This window comes from Bradyrhizobium sp. SZCCHNS1022 (genome assembly GCF_032484835.1).
GTDB lineage: Bacteria > Pseudomonadota > Alphaproteobacteria > Rhizobiales > Xanthobacteraceae > Bradyrhizobium.
In genome coordinates, this window is the sequence record NZ_JAUETT010000007.1 from 147,807 (window position 1) to 165,463 (window position 17,657).

Below are 17,657 nucleotides of genomic sequence, written 5' to 3' on the forward strand. Positions count from 1 at the left end.
TGTTTCGTCCTCCCTAAGGTCCGGCCGAGCTGCGGTCACGTAAGTGAAGCAATCGAGCTGGAGGGAGACGAGCCTTGAACCTGCCAAAAGTGAATGTCGATTTCGAGACGGCGCCCGGACCGGTCGGCGGTGAGCTCGCTTGGCGCACCGTCGATCTCGAAAACAACCAGAGCTGGATTCACCGTCTGGACGAGAACGAGATCGCCGAGCTGGAACAGGCGGCCGCGGGGACCAAGGAACGAGGAATCGACATCCTCGACATCCGCAAGGAGGATTTCCCGCTGTCCCACGTTGCCCCCAAGCTCGCCTTGCTGCGCAACGACATTCTGAATCGTTTTGGCTTCGGTTACATGCGCGGGCTGCCGGTCGCCAAATACGATCGCGACATGCTGATGCGCATCTACTGGGGCTTGTCTTTGCATCTCGGCGACATCGTGCCGCAGAACCGCAACGGCCACATGATCGGTCACGTCATCGATATCGGCACCAAGGTCGACGATTACAACAAGCGTCTGACGCAGACGTCGGCCGGCCTGTCGTTCCATTCCGATTCCTGCGACGTCGTCGGCCTCGTGTGCATCCATACCGCAATGCGTGGCGGCGAAAGCGCGCTGGTCAGTGCGATCGCCGTCCATGACGAGATGATGCGCCAGGCGCCGGAACTCTGCCGGGCGCTCTATCAGCCAGTGACGGTGGATCGCCGCGGCGAGGTGCCTGAAGGCAAGCAGCCCTGGATGCGCATTCCCGTATTCATGTGGCAGGGCGGACAACTCAATGCCTACGCGCCGCTGGAAGAATATCTCAATTCGGCTCGCCGATTCGAGGATGCGCCGAAGATGACGGACCAGCAATGGGAAGCGACGAAGCTGTTCTTCTCGATCTGCAACGATCCGACCTTCTCGATCAAGGTCCCGTTCGAGCCCGGCGATTTCCAGTTCGTGCAGAACCATGTCGTCCTGCATTCGCGCACCTCGTTCGAGGACTGGCCCGATCAGGCCGAGAAACGCCATCTGATGCGCATTTGGCTCTCTTTCCCGGACGGCCGTGAGCTTCATCCGGCCATTGCGGAGCGCTGGGTCAACATCGCCCGCGGCACCGTGCGCGGCGGCGTCAACATCCCCAACCGGAAGGCGCTCTCGATTCCCATGGAGCCGATGACGCCGGCATTTGCGTAACGATCGGAAGCCGCGGGACAAGCGTCTCGCGGCTTCTCCCGGAGGACGAAGGCCGTGAGGAGTGCGATGAATCTATTGAGCGTGCGCGACGTATCGAAGTCGTTCGGCCGCGCAACGATCCTTTCCGATATTGCACTCGACGTAAAGGATGGCGAGATCATCAGCCTGCTCGGGCCGTCGGGGTCCGGCAAGTCCACGCTGCTGCGCATCATCGCCGGGCTGGAGCAGCCGGATCGCGGCGTGATCCAGCTCGACGGACGCGATGTCACGACGACCGCACCGGGGCCGCGCGGCATCGCGATGGTATTTCAGAATCTCGCGCTTTATCCGCATCTGACGGCACGGCAGAACATCGCGCTTCCGTTGCGGATCAGGCGCCTGTCCCGGCTGCAGCGGCTGTTGAGTCCGCTGCGGCTGTCGCGGCACGTTCGCGCGATCGAGCGTGAGATCGATCGGCAGGTCGCGAACCTCGCCGAGAAGCTGGCCATCGACACCCAGTTGGATAAGATCCCGGCGCGACTGTCCGGCGGGCAGCGGCAGCGGGTGGCGATCGGCCGGGCGATCATCCGCGAGAGTCGCCTGCTGCTGTTGGATGAACCGCTGTCGAGCCTGGATGCGAAGCTTCGCGTTCAGGCGCGCGAGGAAATTCTCGAGCTGCGGCGCAATTTCGGCCTGACCTGCATCTTCGTCACGCACGACCAAGGTGAAGCACTGGCCATTTCCGATCGCGTTGCCGTGATGCTGAACGGGCGCATCACCCAGTTTGCGCCCCCCGCTGCGATCTATCGCAGTCCCGCGACCCTCGATGTCGCCCGGTTCGTCGGCTCGCCCGCCATCAATTGCATCGAGGGCGTCGCCGACGGACATGGGCTGGTGCGGGCGGGGCTTCACACCTTCACCGCGCCTCGTCCGCTTGCGGCGGGCACCCGATTGACGGTGGCGTTCCGGCCCGAGCATGTGCAGATCAAGTCGGGTGCGCAGGCGGCGTTGCCCGGCTATCAGATCGCCCGCACGGAGGACTACGGTCACGAGGGGCTGGTTCATCTCCGCAGCGTGGACGACAGCACGACGCTGATCGGCCGAATCTCCGCGCCGGTCCGTATCGGCATCGGCGATCATGTGACGGTCTCGGTGTCCGAGCGCGACATTCATCTCTTTTCGGAAGCCGGTGAACGTCTCGATGCCGAGCCTTTCGGGGTGTCGCATTATGCGCGCGCCTGATGTCGTGACGCGGTCACGCCTCGACCTCGTGCCTTACATGCTGGTCGGCCCAGCCGTCGTGCTGCTCGTCGTGATGATCCTGTTTCCGCTGTTGCTGGTGGCAGGTACTTCCTTGACCGATTGGCAGATCGGCGCGGGCTGGCCGAACTTCGCCGGCCTCGACACCTACAGGGAGTTGCTGGCCGATCCGGACTTCCGCGAAGCGGTTGCCAATACGGTTCAGTACGGCCTGATGGCGGTGCCGACGACCGCAGCGCTCGGGTTGCTCGCAGCCTTGTTGATCTCATCCTGCGGCCGCGGCGCGGCCGTATACCGCCTCATCCTGTTCGTGCCTTCGGTCGCGACCTTGGCGGCGATGGCGGTCGCCTGGCAAATGCTGTTCAGCCCGGCCGTCGGCGGCATCCCGCAGCTCGTGCGCGCGCTGGGCTATGTGCCGGGCAATTGGCTGCAGGACCGGACGACGGCGCTGCCGATTCTGGCGCTGATCGGGGTCTGGAGCGAAGCCGGCTTTGCGATGCTGTTCTTCCTCGCGGGGTTGAAATCCGTTCCGCGCGAGCTGAACGAGGCGATGGCGCTGGATAATGGCGGCATGGCCGAGCGGCTGTTTCACGTGGTCCTGCCGCATCTCGCACCGATCTCGGTGTTCGTGCTGGCGTTCACGGCGTTGCGCGCGCTGCGCGTCTTCGACACGGTCGCGATCATCACCCGTGGCGGACCGGAGAAGTCGACGCTGGTGATCCTCTACTACATCTATCAGCAGGGCTTTCAGCTGTTCCGGACCAATCTTGCGGCCGGCGCCTCGGTGCTGTTCGTTGTCGCCGTTATCCTGCTTAGCGCGGTGCAGCTGCTTGGCCGGACCGCCGGGGGCAAGCGATGATCGGCTCTCGCCGCATCCTGGCCGTCCTGTGCCATTGTATCCTGCTCATCGCATCGGCGTTGACGCTCGTGCCGATGCTCTGGGCCATACGGATCTCGTTCTTCCCGGCTGGGGAGCTGTTCTCTCGGGACTTTCATCTGCTGCCCAGCCATTGGATCGGTTTCGAGAACTATCGGCGGGCGCTCTCGGCCACGCCGCTGCTGCACTACCTCGAGAACGGTGCGATCGTCTGCGCTGCGATCGTCATCTGCCAGCTTGCGGTCGCGATCCCCTGTGCCTATGCGCTGGCGAAGTTCGACTTCCGCGGCCGCGGCCTGATCTTCGGAATGGTCATTGTCGGGCTCGTCGTCCCACCGGCGGCGCTGGTGCTGCCGCTGTTCGTGATGGCGGCGGAAACCGGCCTTGTCGATACGTATACGAGCCTCGTGCTGCCATGGACGATCTCGGCGCTCGGCATTTTCCTGCTTCGACAGGCTTTCCGGCAGGTTCCGGACGAGGTGATCGAAGCCGCGCGGCTCGACGGCCTCGCCGAGTTCGAGATCCTGTTGCGTGTGCTCGTTCCCATGATCGCGCCCGCGATCGGCGCGCTGGTGATGCTCTCGCTCGTCGCGCATTGGAACGACCTGCTTTGGCCGTCGATCGCGATCACGTCGGGCGCCAAGGCCACGCCGCCGTTCGGCGTGATGCTGTTTCAGGTCCAGGAGCTCGGCTCGGATAACGGTCCACTGATGGCTGGCGCGATCCTGATCGCAGCGCCGCTGCTTCTGGCCTTTCTTCTCACGCAGCGCACCGTTCTCGACGGTCTCACCTGGACCGATTCGAAATGAACATGGCCGGCGAACGACACCCCCGAACAGGAGCTTGATATGAAACGAATGCGGTCCATCCTGCTGGCCCTGACGTCGATCGTCGCGACGGTCAAGGCGGCTGCCGCGGTCGAGATCTCGGTATTGTATCCGCAGCCTTATCTCTACCAGGCGCCGATCGAGGAGATCGTCAAGAAGTTCGCCGAGAAGCGGCCCGATATCCAGATCAAGCTGCTGGCGCCGACCAAGAACTACGAGGAAGCGGCGAGCGCGGTGCTGCGCAGCGCGATCGCCGGCGGGATGCCCGATGTCGTCTTCAATGGCACGAACCTGATGCACCTGTTCGTCGACCGCAAGCTGGCGGTCAGCCTCGATGGTTTCGTCGGGGCGGAGAAGGAATGGAACAAGCAGGGCTATGTCCCCGGTATGGTCTCGACGGGCGTCGTCAACGGCCAGCTCTATGGCCTTCCCTTCGCGCTCTCGACCCCGATCATGTATGTCAATGTCGATCTGCTCAAACGTGCCGGCGGCAGTCCGGATGCCTTGCCTCAGACCTGGCCCGCGGTCCTGGATCTGGCGCAGAAGATCACCAACAAGGAAGCCGGTATCGACGGCAGCTATCTGCTGTGGACCACGACCGGAAATTATCTTTGGCAGGAACTGCTGTTCACCCATGGCGGCGAGATGGTGTCATCCGACGGCAAGTCGGTCGGCTTCGATACGCCGGCGGGCCTGAAGACCTTCGAGGTTCTGCACGACCTCGTCACGCAAGGCGGCATGGAGAACCTGACGGACGAGCAGGCGACGCAGGCCTTCATCGCTGGGCGGATCGGGCTGTTCTTCTGCTCGTCCGCCCGCGTCAACAGCTTCACCAAGCAGATCGGCAACCGGTTCGAGTTGCGCACGGCGCCGTTCCCGAGTCCGATGCCGGACTCCAAGGTTGTGTCCGGCGGCGCGACGATGATGATCTTCGCCAAGGATGCGGAGAAGCAGGCGGCGGCCTGGGAGTTCATCAAGTTCGCGGCCGGGCCGGTCGGTCAGACCATCATGGTCCGCCACATCGGCTATATGCCCTCGAACCGGATCGCGATCGACACGCCCGAGATGCTCGGGAATTTCTACCGGGACAATCCCAACATGCGCACCGCGATCACGCAGCTGCCGCGCGCGACGCGCTGGCTCGGCTTTCCCGGTTCGAACAGCCTGAAGGCAATTCAGGTGATTTACGACAGCATGGAGAGCGTGGTCGCCGGACGCGTCGCGCCCAAGGAAGCACTCGATCGTTCGGCGACGCAGATCCAAGCGTTGCTTCCGAAATAGTGCGGTGAGCCTGTCGCGTCCAAATCCGGCTGTCCAAGTCCGGCTTATGAGCGGCATTAGAACAATCGCGTTCTATTCGATGGCGCGTTGCTGCATGATTCGATGACATCTCGGCGGGGCGCTTCCGCCGGGATCGAACATGATCGCAACACCAGACGAAATGAAAAATCCCGGAGCTGTCATGACCATCGTCGACCCGCCGCGCGCGAACATCGTTGCTGTTCGAGATGCCGAGGAAAGGGATATGGCGCAGGTCCAGGCGATCTATTCCCACTTTGTCCTCAACGGCCTCGCCACGTTCGAAGAGGTCGAGCCGAGCGCCGAAGAGATGATATCGCGCCGCGCATCGGTGCTGGCGGCCGGCCTGCCTTATCTCGTTGCGGAGGCCGACGGGCGAATCGCGGGATACAGCTACGCGACCTCGTACCGGCCGCGTCCTGCCTATCGTCATACGGTCGAGAACTCGGTCTATGTCGCCGATGGCCTGCACGGGCGCGGCGTCGGAACGGCCCTCCTGACGGCGCTCATCGCACGCTGCGAGGCGGGGCCTTGGCGGCAGATGATCGCCGTGATCGGCAACCGCGGCAACGCAGGGTCGATCGCCTTGCATACGAAGCTGGACTTCCAGCCGGTCGGGACGTTGTCGGCCGTCGGCTTCAAGCTCGGACGCTGGGTCGACACCGTGCTGATGCAAAGAGCGCTCGGACCTGGATCAGCCTCGCTCCCCGGGGGCAGCTCGCACGCGGCGACATAGTTGCCGCGTTCTCGATCCATCGCCGGCAGCAAAGCCCGGGGATGCTAAACTAAGGCTATCGTGATCGACGGAGCAGAAGCGATGCGCCTGGCAGTCATTTCGGACATCCACGGAAACCTTGCCGCTTTGGAGGCCGTGCTCGCCGACATCAAGCAACGTGCGGTCGATGTGACGGTCAATCTCGGCGATTGCGTCACCAGCCCTCTCTGGCCGAAGGAGACCTTTGAAGCCCTCGAATCGCTCGCTTTGCCCACCGTGCGCGGAAACCATGACCGCTGGATCGAGGAATATCCCGAGGACAAACTTTCGCGGGCAGGAAGGTTTGCGCGGAGCGCGTTGAGTGCCGAGCAGCGACAGGCGCTATACAATCTGCCATCTCGTCTCGATCTGGGTGACGGGATCCTGGCCTGCCATGGCACGCCCGATGACGATTGCACGTTTCTGTTGGAGGAGGCGCTCGACGACGGCCGGCTCGTGCCGGCACGTCGTGAAGTTGTACGAACGCGTTTGGGAGGTGCGGCGTCGGCGCGCGTCGTCTTGTGCGGTCACAGCCACCGGCAAGCCGTCGTTCACGGACCGGGCGAATGCCTTATTCTAAATCCCGGCAGCGTGGGGTGCCCGGTATTTGCCGACATTCCTTTTGCCGCGAACCTCGAATATCGGTCGCCGCACGCCCGCTATGCCCTCCTCACCAAGAGGGACAAGAGGTGGCAAGTTGAACTGCTTGCCTTGGACTACGACTGGGCGTCCGCATCTACGCGCGCCCTCGCCAATGGTCGTCCCGAATGGGCGCAGGCGCTGTCGTCGGGATGCGTTGGATGAAGCCGCGGAGGATCATCGCGCCGCAACCTGCCACACGAGCAGGCGTTGCTCGAGCAGCGACATCGCAATCGAGGTGAAATACCCGGTGGCGCCGAGCAGGATTACGCCGGCGAATAGGTCGGGGGATCGGAATGCGCGGGCTGACAGCAGCACCCAATGGCCCAGCCCGTCGAGACCAGCGAGGATCTCGCACACGACCGAGAGGATCAGCGCGACGGTGAGGCTCAGTCGCATGCCCGCAACGATGTCGGGAAGCGCCGAAGGCAGCGCGATCTTGCAAATGATCGCACTACGCGACATCTGCAGCGCGCTGGCGACCTCGTACAGGCGAGGTTCGACCGCTGCGAAACCGTGGATGGTCGCGAGCATGATTGGCCAGATTGCTCCGAAGGCGATCACAAACAGGGCCATGCCTTGCGTCAGGCCCAGCAAAGCGATCGCGATCGGAATGACTGCCGAGACCGGCAGGGGGCGCAAGAATTCCAGGGACGGCGCGACGTAGGTGCGCATCAACCGCGAGGATCCGATCAGCGCGCCCAGTGCAACGCCGGCGACCGAGGCGGCAAGCCAGCCATAGGCCATGTGCTCGAGCGTTCCGGCCAGCTTGCCCGCGAGATCCCCGTTCGTGAAGCCGCGTACCAGAGCGGCCCAGGCGCGGTCGGGGCCGGGGAGGAACACCGGCGAGACCAGCCTTAGATCGGCGGCGAGCTGCCACAGCGCGACGAAGCCAGCAGCGACGCCAATACTCGCGATGCGCCAGAGGATCGAGACGGGGGTCATTGGTTTGCTCCGGCGAGCGCGGCACGGCCGAACAGACGAAGTTGGGCCGTGACCAACAATGCGTTGAGCCCGTAGCCGATCACCCCGATCCAGACGAGATAGGCGAGCATCAGATCCGCTCGCAGCGCCTGTTGGGCCAGCATGATGCCGGCACCAAGCCCGATCGGATTGATCGCGATCTCCACCGTGACGGCGACGATCAGGGCGATGCCGGCCGAGAGTCGGAAAGCGACGAAAATCCGCGGTAACGCGGACGGGATGACGATCTTGGTGATCCGCTGGAGCGCCGTCAGCCGCAGGGCGCGCGACACCTCGACCAGGCGTGGTTCGACGCCGCGAACCGCGCTCCGCGTCAGGATCAGCATCGGCCAGACGCACGCGAAAGCCACGATCACGATCTCCATCCGGTAGCCGAAGCCGAGCGCGATCAGCGCAATCGGCAGCAGGGCGACCGAAGGGATCGGTCGGATTGCCTCGATAGTTACCTCCATCAGCCGGTCGAGCGGCCGCGACATGCCGAAGGCAATGCCGAGCGCGAGCCCGATGGTGCTCCCGATTGCAAGCCCCGCGAAGGTCGCGAACAGCGTGTCGCGTGTCGCGGCCGGGATCGAGAGATCGGCAAGCGCCCCGGCTAACGCCACGACGACAGCGCTCGGCGGTGCGAGGCTGTCGCTCTGCAGGTGGGTGAAGCGCGCCCAAACTTCGAGCGCCAGCAGTATCGCCAGCGGCAACAGCAAAGGCTTGGCACGCGCAAAACTCATGCCTCGGTCGCCTTGATGAAGTCGAACAATTGCCGCCGCAGCCGCAGGAATTCCGGATGCTCGCGGGTGGCGAGCTGGTCGCGCGGGCGGGGCAGGGTGACGTCGAGTTCTATGCCGATCCGTCCCGGATGCGGCAGCAGACCGATGACGCGGTCGCCGAGATAGATCGCTTCGTCGAGATCGTGGGTCACGAAGATCACGGTGGTCTTGCTCGCCTGCGTCAGCGAGAGGACCTCGTCCTGCAGGGCTTGGCGCGTCATGGCGTCCAACGCGCCGAACGGCTCGTCCATCAACAGCGTCGTTGGCTCCTGCGCGAGGCAGCGGGCGATCTGAAGCCGCTGTTGCATGCCGCCCGACATCTCGGACGGATATTTGGAGCCTTGGTCAGGCAGGCCGACCTTGCGCAGCAGCGCTTCGACACGCGCGGCGCGCTCGCGGGCCGGCACGCGGCCTGCTTCCAGCGCTAGCGAAACATTGCCTGAAGCCGTTCGCCATGGCAGCAGCGCCTTGCCGTAATCCTGGAAGACGATCGCGACCTCGCGGCGCGGCTCGGTTATCGGCTCACCCTCGAAGGTCACGGCGCCTTCGCTCGGCCGGTAGAGGCCTGCGGCGAGCCGCAGGGCCGTGGTCTTCCCGCAGCCGGAGGCCCCGACGATGCACAGGAATTCGCCTGGGCGGACCTCAAGGCGCAGCTTCTCGATAATGGTCTTGCCGCCGAGCCGGAGCGTCGCGCCATCGAACGCGATCAGGGGCTTCTGGCGCCGCCATGCGCGCGCCTCGTCCAGGCTTGTAAGGACGCTCATGATTGCCCCTCGTCGCTTGACGGATACACGAAGTCGATGGTCGAGCGCAGATGCGCCTCCAGCATCATTTGCGCGGCGGCAACGTCGCGCGCGAGCACGCGATCGGCGAGCATCTGGTGACTATGGATGAAATCTTCGCCGCTCGCGATCGCGCGCATCATCACGCGGCGGTAGCGGTAGGCTTGGTCGTAGAGGTCGGAATGGGCGGCGAGCATCCGCTGCGAGCCGCAGGCCGCCAGCAGGGAGGTGTGAAAGCCCTTGTGCAGCCGGTCGAAGTCGGCGGCGCCTTCGCGGAATTCGTTTCCGGTTCGCTCGATATGGCGGCGCATCTGATGCAGCGCACTCAGGATGCCGGCCTCCCAGGCGTCGTCGCCGCGCTTGATGGCAAGCCGAACCGCGGCGATCTCGATCGCCGTACGCATGCAGGTGATGTCGGCGAGATCTTCGCGGCTGATCTCGGCGACGCGAAACCCACGCTGGCCGATGCCGACGATCAACCCGCGTGACATCAGCCGCGAGAGGCCTTCGCGCAGCGGCGTGGCGCCGATCTCGTAGCGCTGCACCAGCTCGACGATGCCGAGGCGCGACCCTGGCGGGAGATGTCCCGCGAGGATGTCCTGTTCGATGAGAGAGGCTGCGCGCTCGCTCAGCGTGCCGCCTTCGGCCACAGGACGGTTGAGCGCGCGTTCGGAAACCGGCATCGAGGGAGCCTTCAGTTCAGCACCAGCTTTCTGACATCAAGTTTGGATTGCAGCATCTTTTGCGACGCCATGACTTCGATCCACCAGGCGAGATCTTCCGGCTTCAGTTTCGGCTCGGAGTGGTTCGGCGGTGTCGCCCTGACGAGATCGAGCGGTTGTTTGGTAAATTTGGCGATCGAGGCGGAGGCCTTCTCACGGTCGCCGTTGACGATCGCCGCGGCTTCCGCAATCGCTTCGCGGAACTTAGCAACCGTTGCCGCATTCTTCTCGGCCCATTCGCGCGATGCCGCATAGAAGATGATCGGATCGGCGCGGGCGAGATCGACCGCATAGCGCGCGCCGATCGAGCCGAGTCCGGCGTTGGTCATGCGGGTGACGAAAGGCTCGGCCGTGAGCACCGCGTCGACGCCGCCGGACTTGATGATGTCGGCCATGGTCGGAAAGGTCACCTCGACGAAGTTGACGCTCTTCGGATCAACGCCTTTCTCCACGAGCCATTTCACGAACAGGACGTGCAGGAAGGCGTTGAGGCCGGGCGCCCCAACCTTCTTGCCGACGAAATCCTTCGGCTCATTGATGGTGATGCCGTTACGGACGAAGGCGGTGATGGCGGCGTTCGATGTCGGACTCATGACCGAGGCGCCCGCGATTGCGATGAGGTCGAGGCCGCCATCGACAGCCTGCAGGAAGACGGTGGAGGTCGGCCCGCCGACCTGGATCGAGTCGGACAGGATCGCCGCCGGAATGTTCGAGTTGATCGCAATCGGTGTCATCTCGACGTCCAGCCCGTGCTTTTTGAAAATGCCCTCGTCGACGGCAACCATGGCGGACGCGCAATCAGACGTGGCCGTACAGCCGATTTGAATCTTTGCCTGAGCCAGGGCTGCCCCGGTCAAGGCACCAAAAGCCGCAATAAAAACGCCGTGACCGAGCGCGACCCTCATCAAAGTCTGCCTCAACAGCATCCGCCTCACCGCGCTCTCCCGATTTCATATTTTTAAGTCTTGTTTATCGATATTTTCTTTGATCATATATTTACGTAGAGAACAAGGGGTGCCGAGGGTGAAGCTCGCAACGTACCGATCGGCCGGCCAGGACAAGGTCGGTCTCGTCCATGCGCGTGACAGTCAGGTGTTCGATCTCGCCGAAGCCGCCCTTAGGGAAGGTCCGGGCGATCCCGCTTTCGCCTCGATGCTGGCGTTGATCGACGCTGGTCCGCACGCGCTTGACCAGGCCGCGGCGCTGTTTGAAAAGCACGGCGCGGACGCGACGCTCTCGGTGGCGGTTGGTGCAGTGGATATTCTCGCGCCGTTGCCGGAGCCGCGGCAGATGCGCGATGGCATGTCATTTCCGCTGCACATCCTCCAGGCGCCACGTGGGCAGCGCAAGCTGGCGGCGCGCGCGAGGGGAGACATGACCGAACTGGCCCGTATTGATGCGGAGCCGCTCGGCGAATTGCCTGAGATCTATCGCAAACAGCCGATCTTCTACATCACGAACCGCTTCAGCGTGCGTGGGACCAACACGACGGTGAAATGGCCGCGCTACAGCAAGGTGATGGACTACGAGCTCGAGTTCGGGATCGTTACCAAGAACAAGGGGGCGAACATTTCCGCGGCGAAGGCCAAGGACCACATCTTCGGCTACACCATCTTCAACGATTTCTCCGCGCGCGACGCGCAGCGGATCGAGATGGAGGGAAGGCTCGGCCCGGCCAAGGGCAAGAGCTTCGATGGTGGCAACGTGATCGGACCGTGGATCGTGACGCCCGACGAGATCGGCGATCCTTACAGGCTCAAGATGGAAGCCCGGGTCAACGGCGAGATCCGCTCCAAAGGCGTGACCGATGGCATGCTGTTCTCATTCGAGGAGATCATTGCCCACGTCACGGAGGACGAGACGCTGATGCCGGGCGAGTTCATCGGCTCCGGCACCGTCGGCAATGGCTGCGGGCTCGAGCTCGGATGGTATCTCGAACACGGCGATACGATCGAGCTCGAGGTCGAGAAGATCGGCATCCTGAAGAACAGGGTCGAGCGGCAGGACGTCTAGATCTGCCCAATACGAACAAATACTAATAATAAGACAACATGAGGAAATGCCATGGCGCGCAAACTGATCGATATCTCCGTCCCCCTGCAAAACGACGTGCCGGCCGATCCCCCCGGTGGCCACCCGACCATTCACTACATCGATCATCAGCAGGGCCTGCCTCGCATGTTGCAGTTCTTCGATGGTCTGAAGGCGCAGGATCTGCCGGACGGGCAGGGTTGGGCGGTCGAACAGGTGAGCCTCTCGACCCACAACGGCACGCATCTCGATGCGCCCTGGCACTTCCACCCCACGATGAACCGTGGCGAGCGCGCCTGGACCATCGACGAGGTCCCGCTGGACTGGTGTCTGCAGCCTGGCGTGAAGCTCGACTTCCGTCACTTTCCGGACGGCTATGTCGCCACGGCGCAGGATGTCGAGGCCGAACTCAAGCGCATCGGCCATGAGCTGAAGCCGCTGGAGATTGTCGTCGTCAATACCAGTGCCGGCGCGAAATACGGACGGCAGGATTACGTCACCTCGGGCTGCGGCATGGGCTATGAGGCGACCATGTATCTGCTCGAGCGCGGCGTGCGGCTGACCGGCACCGACGGCTGGAGCTGGGACGCGCCCTTTGTCTACACCGCAAAGAAATACGCCGAGACCAGGGACGCCAGCCTGATTTGGGAAGGTCACAAGGCCGGCCGCCATATCGGCTATTGCCATCTCGAGAAGCTGCACAATCTGGAGCTGCTGCCGTCGACCGGCTTCACGGTGTCGTGCTTCCCGGTGAAGATCGAACGGGCTTCGGCGGGTTGGACTCGCGCTGTCGCGATCATGGAAGGCTGACAGTCCTTTCCTTGTCGCGGGACTCCGGCGCCGATCCGCTTGCAACGACTCGGTGAGGGGCCGGCCGACGTCGCCCAGCCGTAAGAAGACGAGGGCATTATGGCCTCCGCCATCACAATCCGCCTTGGAGCTGACTAGAGGGCTGCAGCTGATCGAACCGATGATCTCTGCAAGTGCCCCGGCCGGCCCTTTGCCAATTCAGCACGGGAGAAACGCAAGATGAACACGAGCGATCTGACATTGCGCGGGCTTCACTCCTGCCCGGCCTGTTCCGGCCCGTCCTGGTCGAGACGGGGCTTTCTCGCAGGACTGGGAGCACTCGGCCTCGCCTCGACCATCCCGACGGCTCCGACGCAGGGACAGACCAGCCCGGTGCTGATCGATACCCATGTTCATTTCTATCCTCCTGAATATCAGAAGCTGTGGCTCGGTTACGAAGACACGCACAAGCAGCCGCACTTTCCCGGTCAGGTTGCCTGGACCCGCGAGAAGCTGGTCGAGGACATGGACCGCAACGGCATCCGCGCAGGCGTCCTGTCGATCTCCTCCACTCCTGGCGTGTGGTTCGACCTCGGGCCGGCGGAAGCGGGCCGGCTCGCGCGCGTCTGCAACGAATATGCGGCGGACATGATGCGCGACCATCCGGGTCGTTTCGGCCTGTTCGCGACCCTGTCGATGCTGGACATCGATGCCACGCTCAAGGAGATCGAATATGCGTTCGACACGCTGAAGGCTGACGGGATCGGCCTGCAAAGCAACTACGGCGACAAATGGCTGGGCAATCCGGCCTACAAGCCCGTGCTTGAGGAGTTGAACCGTCGCAAGGCGGTCGTCTATGTGCATCCGCTGGTCGCGAGCTGCTGCAGTGCGCTGAGCGTCGGTACGTTCCCTGCGCTGATCGAAGTCCCGCACGACACCACGCGCACGGTGACGAGCCTGCTGCTCAGCGGCTCGTTTGCCCGCCATCGCGACATCAAATGGTTGTTTTCGCACGCCGGCGGTACGATCCCGATGATGGCCGGCCGTATCAATGCGTTCTATGGGGCGCGCCCCGACCTCAAGGAATTCGCGCCGGAAGGCATCGAAGGCGAACTGCGCCGGCTTCATTACGACACCGCGAACGCGACCTTCGCGCCGTCCATCGCGGCGCTGCTCAAGCTCGTGCCGGTCTCCCAGGTCACTTATGGCTCCGACTATCCGTATTTCGGCTTTGGTCAGTTCGCCGAACTGCAGAAGCGCGGTCTGTCGGCAAAGGACCTCGATGCCATCGGCCATGAGAATGCGACGCGTCTCATTCCGCGGTTGCGTGCCTAGGGCTCGATGGCGCTCTAGCAACTACGGCAGCGCTCGCGATACGAAGTATCGGGGAGCCGCCTGGATCGATCCTATGCCCAGCCTGCTGGGCAGCTAGAAAACCCTACCAGTTGATAGGATCTGGCCATCTCGTCACGACATCGGTCGGACGCAGGCGCCTGGCAATTGTGCGATAGCGCAACGTTGCTTTAACGTTGTCGGCGCGTTTGAGAGGAAACGGATGCCGGCGGATGAGGGCGAATGCTCGAATGGTGCGCCACTCCGAGCAAAACTGCGAACTCTTATGTGATTGAGATAGCAATATAATCTCAAGTGAGATCGCTTCGAGGAGATGCCAGCCTGTACCTGAAGAACGCCAGGATCTCGTCGCGTGCCGCGATCGTCGGCTGGCCTGCCGCGTCGATCAGGTGCGCGGTGACAACGCTATGCGGGGTCGTAACGTGACGCTCGAAGAACGGCGCAAGATCGGTATTCGCCGCGCTGTCCGGAAGCACCCGCCCGATGAACCGATCGCCAAGCGCCTCAGCATAGGCCGAAAAACGTTGAGCCGTGCAGAACTTATCGCCCTCGAAGCGATAGGCGATCACCGTCAAATCTTCCCGCTCGAGCCGCTCGCGGATCGCTTTGACTTCGTCCGGTGCGATTTCAATGCCGGCCGGATTGTTCAGCGGCAGCGACGGCTGCGAGAGCACCGGCGCCAGCATCGACGGTTCAAGCATCATGGTCAGCGCGAAGTTTCCGGTGAAGCACATCCCGATGGCACCGACGCCGGGACCGCCGCACTCGCCATGCGCAAATCGCGCCAGCGACCGGAGCCACTTTGTCGCGGGACTGGATTCGTTTGAGGCCAAGGCGCGAAACTCGGCGCTCACACAGGCGCGCTGAAAGATCGCGGCGCCCTCCTCCGCGCCTGGAACGACGCCATCGCGGCCGAACAACGACGGCATGTAGACGGTGAAGCCTGCGTCGCGGACCCAGCGCGCAAACCGCGCGACATAGGGGCTGATGCCCGGCATCTCGGTCATCACGATGACGGCAGGCCCTACGCCGACCACGTAAACGACCTTGGTGGCGCCGTCGAGCGTGATGGCGCGGCGCGTGAAATCCTCGAGAGGATCGTCCCGCTTCATGGACCGTTTGGGCATGGCGCAATTCCTTGTCGATCGATGGATACCAGACAGAAGCCGGGGACCGAAGATGTCTGCAGACAAGCCGCCGCAAGGGGGCGGCGTTTTCACCGATATCGTTGCGATTGCGCGGCCAGCGCGCTAGTGTCAAAAATGACATTTATCGAGGTTTTTTTGACATGACCAAAGTCGCGGTTGTCGAGATCGAGGGGTGCATGGCCTCGAGCGCGGCCATCACCCACGACGTCATGGCGACCGCCAACCGGATCAGCGCTGCGAAGCGCGCTCTGCCATTCGAGGTTACGACGGTGCGTTGCGCATCCCGCAAAAGCGACGTCGATCTGCGCGGCATCGAACTCGTCATCGTCCCCGGTCTTGGAGCTGCGTCGGCCGACGAACTGGACAGAAAGTTGAAGAGCCCGACGTGCCGGCGCGCGAGCGACATGCTTACCCGAGCGTTCGGGATCGGAGCCGTGCTCGCCGCGTCCTGCGCGAGCACGTTCCTGCTGGCGGAAGCTGGCTTGCTCGACGGCCGGCGGGCCACCACGACATGGTGGCTCGCGCCGGTATTCCGGCAGCGCTATCCGGGAGTCGAACTACTGACGGAGCAGATGGTCGTCGCCGATTGGCCGATCGCAACCGGTGGCGCGGCCATGGCGCAGATGGACCTGATGCTTGCGATCGTCGGTCGGTTCGCCGGACCAAGCCTGGCGAAAGCCTGCGCCAACTATCTCCTGCTGGATGAGCGGCGCTCCCAGGCGCCGTTCATGGCGATCACCTATCTCGCGGGCCAGGACCCAAGGATCGCCAAGGCCGAGAAATGGGTGCGCGACAACATCGCACGTGACTTTGCAATCGAGGAGCTCGCCGAAGCCGTCGCGCTGGCGCCACGGACATTTGCCCGGCGAATTGCGGCGATCTGCGGCGTTTCACCGATTCAGTTCGTGCAGCGCATCAGGCTTGAGACCGCGCGACTACTGCTTGAGACCACGCGCCTGTCGGTCGAACAGATCGCGCAGCAGATAGGATATGCGGAGCCCTCGACACTTCGGCGGCTGATCCGGCGTGATACGAAACATTCGCCCGGACATTTCCGTCCCGCAGCCTGAGTGTCTCCCATCGCTCGCGACGCCTTGTCCAGGAGGCATCAGCGGCGCAGCGGACCCGTCATCGCCCGCATGGTTTATCCCATGCAGCGATACTACCACAGCGGGACCAGGCTATTGAGCTATCAAGTCATTCCCAACGAATGAGGGGCTTTAGCGATGATGGTGCCCCTGGCCGATAATTGCCTAGAGCCATAACCATTTGAATTTAAATCTACTTTTGTCGTCAATTGCTGCCGATACCAGCACAAATACCAGCAGGATGACGCGCGGTATTCGCCGACAAAAATAAAACAGGAGGGTTCTCGCCGCCGGCACGCCTGCCCTTCCAGACTCCACAATCGCCTGATCGGAATCGAACCCGGCTCTGCCCCGAATCGGAGAGACCTACCGCGAGGTTGAGTTTAGGCTCGTGTCCTGCGTGCGATACGTGGCCCTTCACGATGCCAATGGAGAGACCTAATTCCCAATGGACGACCTTGGGGCGGCTCGATTGCCGCTCGGTGCGGGACCGACGCCGAAAGCGCTCTTCGCGCGACGCTGATTTTAGTCCCGCGGTTTCAGCAACGTCCCGTAGGGCGGACGTTCGAATCGTTCCGGGCGTGCCATCTATCTCAACTATCAGCGATTTCTTGAGCAGGCCCGAAATGGCCCCAGACTAATTTAGTCTGGGGCAATTTCTGAAGAATTTTTGCCCGGCATCGAAGGTTGCGCAGCCGGCTCTTCGAAGCCGGAGCTTCAAAGCGAACGACGGTCGGGGGTTCGAGTCCCTCTCCTGACTGCAACCCCAGTCGATTAGGGCCGAAATGAGACGCAGGCGCCTGTTTAGTCGGATCGCAACTTGCAGCAAATGTCGTTATCGGACGTTGCGCGTCCAGGATTTGAACCTACTCGCGGACCACTTCTCGCTGGCGAGGGATTGCGCACGAACGGTCGCGGGTGCCGCCGCTCACCGCAAAGAAAACGTGCGAAAATGAAAGTCCCCGGGTAGCGAAGTGGCGTATTTGTCCACTAACGAGCTATCCGATCAAGGCCGCAACGCTTCGTATAAGCCTGCCTCCACCGAGCTTGCTAAGTGGCTGATAAGTCGAAGCATTGTGATCAACAAATCCGGCGCGTGATGTTGAGTCAGAATCAGACTTTGCCTTGCCAAACTAACATTTCTACCTTCACCCCATTGGGACATCGAGCGTTTGCTGGCCTTGGTATA

The 17,657-nt window shown here is 62.9% G+C and carries 17 protein-coding genes; 11 read left to right on the forward strand and 6 right to left on the reverse strand.

The window, feature by feature from the left end:
- The first annotated feature begins 74 nt into the window (after positions 1-74).
- The 7 genes from QX071_RS31010 to QX071_RS31040 all read left to right on the forward strand — a co-directional run bounded on the left by QX071_RS31010 (position 75) and on the right by QX071_RS31040 (position 6,975).
- Positions 75-1,175: a TauD/TfdA family dioxygenase gene (locus tag QX071_RS31010; protein WP_315703012.1), complete on the forward strand. Its 1,101-nt coding sequence runs from the start codon at positions 75-77 to the stop codon at positions 1,173-1,175.
- A gap of 66 nt (positions 1,176-1,241) precedes the next feature.
- A complete protein-coding gene (locus QX071_RS31015) occupies positions 1,242-2,396 on the forward strand; it encodes an ABC transporter ATP-binding protein (RefSeq protein ID WP_315703013.1) in 1,155 nt (384 codons plus the stop codon).
- Complete coding sequence (locus tag QX071_RS31020) at positions 2,383-3,273, forward strand: sugar ABC transporter permease (protein ID WP_315703014.1); 891 nt, start codon at positions 2,383-2,385, stop codon at positions 3,271-3,273. The genes QX071_RS31015 and QX071_RS31020 overlap by 14 nt, the downstream gene beginning before the upstream one ends.
- The gene (locus tag QX071_RS31025) at positions 3,270-4,100 is read left to right on the forward strand and encodes a carbohydrate ABC transporter permease (protein WP_315703015.1); all 831 of its coding nucleotides are present in this window, start codon (positions 3,270-3,272) and stop codon (positions 4,098-4,100) included. Before QX071_RS31020 ends, QX071_RS31025 begins: the two co-directional genes overlap by 4 nt.
- 39 nt (positions 4,101-4,139) lie before the next feature.
- Complete coding sequence (locus QX071_RS31030) at positions 4,140-5,399, forward strand: ABC transporter substrate-binding protein (protein WP_315703016.1); 1,260 nt, start codon at positions 4,140-4,142, stop codon at positions 5,397-5,399.
- 181 nt (positions 5,400-5,580) lie between these two features.
- Positions 5,581-6,153, forward strand: a complete 573-nt coding sequence (locus QX071_RS31035) for a GNAT family N-acetyltransferase (RefSeq protein ID WP_315703017.1) — start codon at positions 5,581-5,583, stop codon at positions 6,151-6,153.
- Between the two features lie 81 nt (positions 6,154-6,234).
- Positions 6,235-6,975 (forward strand): metallophosphoesterase family protein, encoded by a 741-nt coding sequence (locus QX071_RS31040; protein ID WP_315703018.1) that lies wholly within the window; start codon positions 6,235-6,237, stop codon positions 6,973-6,975.
- Positions 6,976-6,987: 12 nt separating this feature from the next.
- Here the strand turns inward: QX071_RS31040 and QX071_RS31045 are convergent, their stop codons facing one another.
- From QX071_RS31045 to QX071_RS31065, 5 genes are read right to left on the reverse strand one after another with little or no spacing between them, the layout of a single operon-like run.
- Positions 6,988-7,755 (reverse strand): ABC transporter permease, encoded by a 768-nt coding sequence (locus QX071_RS31045; protein WP_315703019.1) that lies wholly within the window; start codon positions 7,753-7,755, stop codon positions 6,988-6,990.
- Complete coding sequence (locus QX071_RS31050) at positions 7,752-8,516, reverse strand: ABC transporter permease (protein WP_315703020.1); 765 nt, start codon at positions 8,514-8,516, stop codon at positions 7,752-7,754. The genes QX071_RS31045 and QX071_RS31050 overlap by 4 nt, the downstream gene beginning before the upstream one ends.
- Positions 8,513-9,319 carry an ABC transporter ATP-binding protein gene (locus tag QX071_RS31055; protein WP_315703021.1) on the reverse strand — a complete coding sequence of 269 codons (807 nt, stop codon included), beginning with the start codon at positions 9,317-9,319 and terminating at the stop codon, positions 8,513-8,515. Before QX071_RS31055 ends, QX071_RS31050 begins: the two co-directional genes overlap by 4 nt.
- Positions 9,316-10,020: a GntR family transcriptional regulator gene (locus tag QX071_RS31060; protein ID WP_315703022.1), complete on the reverse strand. Its 705-nt coding sequence runs from the start codon at positions 10,018-10,020 to the stop codon at positions 9,316-9,318. Before QX071_RS31060 ends, QX071_RS31055 begins: the two co-directional genes overlap by 4 nt.
- Positions 10,021-10,031: 11 nt before the next feature.
- Positions 10,032-10,985: an ABC transporter substrate-binding protein gene (locus QX071_RS31065; protein WP_315703023.1), complete on the reverse strand. Its 954-nt coding sequence runs from the start codon at positions 10,983-10,985 to the stop codon at positions 10,032-10,034.
- Positions 10,986-11,082: 97 nt separating this feature from the next.
- Between QX071_RS31065 and QX071_RS31070 the strand changes: the two genes are divergently transcribed.
- The 3 genes from QX071_RS31070 (at position 11,083) to QX071_RS31080 (ending at position 14,214) form a co-directional block, all read left to right on the forward strand.
- Positions 11,083-12,072: a fumarylacetoacetate hydrolase family protein gene (locus QX071_RS31070; protein ID WP_315703024.1), complete on the forward strand. Its 990-nt coding sequence runs from the start codon at positions 11,083-11,085 to the stop codon at positions 12,070-12,072.
- 51 nt (positions 12,073-12,123) lie between these two features.
- The gene (locus QX071_RS31075; RefSeq protein ID WP_315703025.1) at positions 12,124-12,900 is read left to right on the forward strand and encodes a cyclase family protein; all 777 of its coding nucleotides are present in this window, start codon (positions 12,124-12,126) and stop codon (positions 12,898-12,900) included.
- Between the two features lie 219 nt (positions 12,901-13,119).
- Positions 13,120-14,214: an amidohydrolase family protein gene (locus QX071_RS31080; RefSeq protein WP_315703026.1), complete on the forward strand. Its 1,095-nt coding sequence runs from the start codon at positions 13,120-13,122 to the stop codon at positions 14,212-14,214.
- 308 nt (positions 14,215-14,522) lie between these two features.
- On the opposite strand, the gene QX071_RS31085 is transcribed toward QX071_RS31080, so the two are convergent.
- Positions 14,523-15,359, reverse strand: a complete 837-nt coding sequence (locus tag QX071_RS31085) for a dienelactone hydrolase family protein (RefSeq protein ID WP_315703027.1) — start codon at positions 15,357-15,359, stop codon at positions 14,523-14,525.
- 161 nt (positions 15,360-15,520) lie between these two features.
- Between QX071_RS31085 and QX071_RS31090 the strand changes: the two genes are divergently transcribed.
- Entirely contained in the window at positions 15,521-16,450 is a 930-nt protein-coding gene (locus QX071_RS31090) for a GlxA family transcriptional regulator (RefSeq protein ID WP_315703028.1), read from the forward strand.
- The last annotated feature ends 1,207 nt before the right edge of the window (positions 16,451-17,657 follow it).

Excerpts from the sequence above, each read along its gene's own strand:
- QX071_RS31035 (WP_315703017.1), top strand. The coding sequence starts at position 5,581 with ATGACCATCGTCGACCCGCCGCGCGCGAACATCGTTGCTGTTCGAGAT.
- QX071_RS31075 (WP_315703025.1), top strand. The coding sequence starts at position 12,124 with ATGGCGCGCAAACTGATCGATATCTCCGTCCCCCTGCAAAACGACGTG.
- QX071_RS31085 (WP_315703027.1), bottom strand. The coding sequence starts at position 15,359 with ATGCCCAAACGGTCCATGAAGCGGGACGATCCTCTCGAGGATTTCACG.
- QX071_RS31090 (WP_315703028.1), top strand. The coding sequence starts at position 15,521 with ATGACCAAAGTCGCGGTTGTCGAGATCGAGGGGTGCATGGCCTCGAGC.
- QX071_RS31080 (WP_315703026.1), top strand. The coding sequence starts at position 13,120 with ATGAACACGAGCGATCTGACATTGCGCGGGCTTCACTCCTGCCCGGCC.
- QX071_RS31025 (WP_315703015.1), top strand. The coding sequence starts at position 3,270 with ATGATCGGCTCTCGCCGCATCCTGGCCGTCCTGTGCCATTGTATCCTG.
- QX071_RS31015 (WP_315703013.1), top strand. The coding sequence starts at position 1,242 with ATGAATCTATTGAGCGTGCGCGACGTATCGAAGTCGTTCGGCCGCGCA.
- QX071_RS31065 (WP_315703023.1), bottom strand. The coding sequence starts at position 10,985 with ATGCTGTTGAGGCAGACTTTGATGAGGGTCGCGCTCGGTCACGGCGTT.
- QX071_RS31040 (WP_315703018.1), top strand. The coding sequence starts at position 6,235 with ATGCGCCTGGCAGTCATTTCGGACATCCACGGAAACCTTGCCGCTTTG.
- QX071_RS31060 (WP_315703022.1), bottom strand. The coding sequence starts at position 10,020 with ATGCCGGTTTCCGAACGCGCGCTCAACCGTCCTGTGGCCGAAGGCGGC.
- QX071_RS31045 (WP_315703019.1), bottom strand. The coding sequence starts at position 7,755 with ATGACCCCCGTCTCGATCCTCTGGCGCATCGCGAGTATTGGCGTCGCT.
- QX071_RS31050 (WP_315703020.1), bottom strand. The coding sequence starts at position 8,516 with ATGAGTTTTGCGCGTGCCAAGCCTTTGCTGTTGCCGCTGGCGATACTG.
- QX071_RS31020 (WP_315703014.1), top strand. The coding sequence starts at position 2,383 with ATGCGCGCGCCTGATGTCGTGACGCGGTCACGCCTCGACCTCGTGCCT.
- QX071_RS31030 (WP_315703016.1), top strand. The coding sequence starts at position 4,140 with ATGAAACGAATGCGGTCCATCCTGCTGGCCCTGACGTCGATCGTCGCG.
- QX071_RS31055 (WP_315703021.1), bottom strand. The coding sequence starts at position 9,319 with ATGAGCGTCCTTACAAGCCTGGACGAGGCGCGCGCATGGCGGCGCCAG.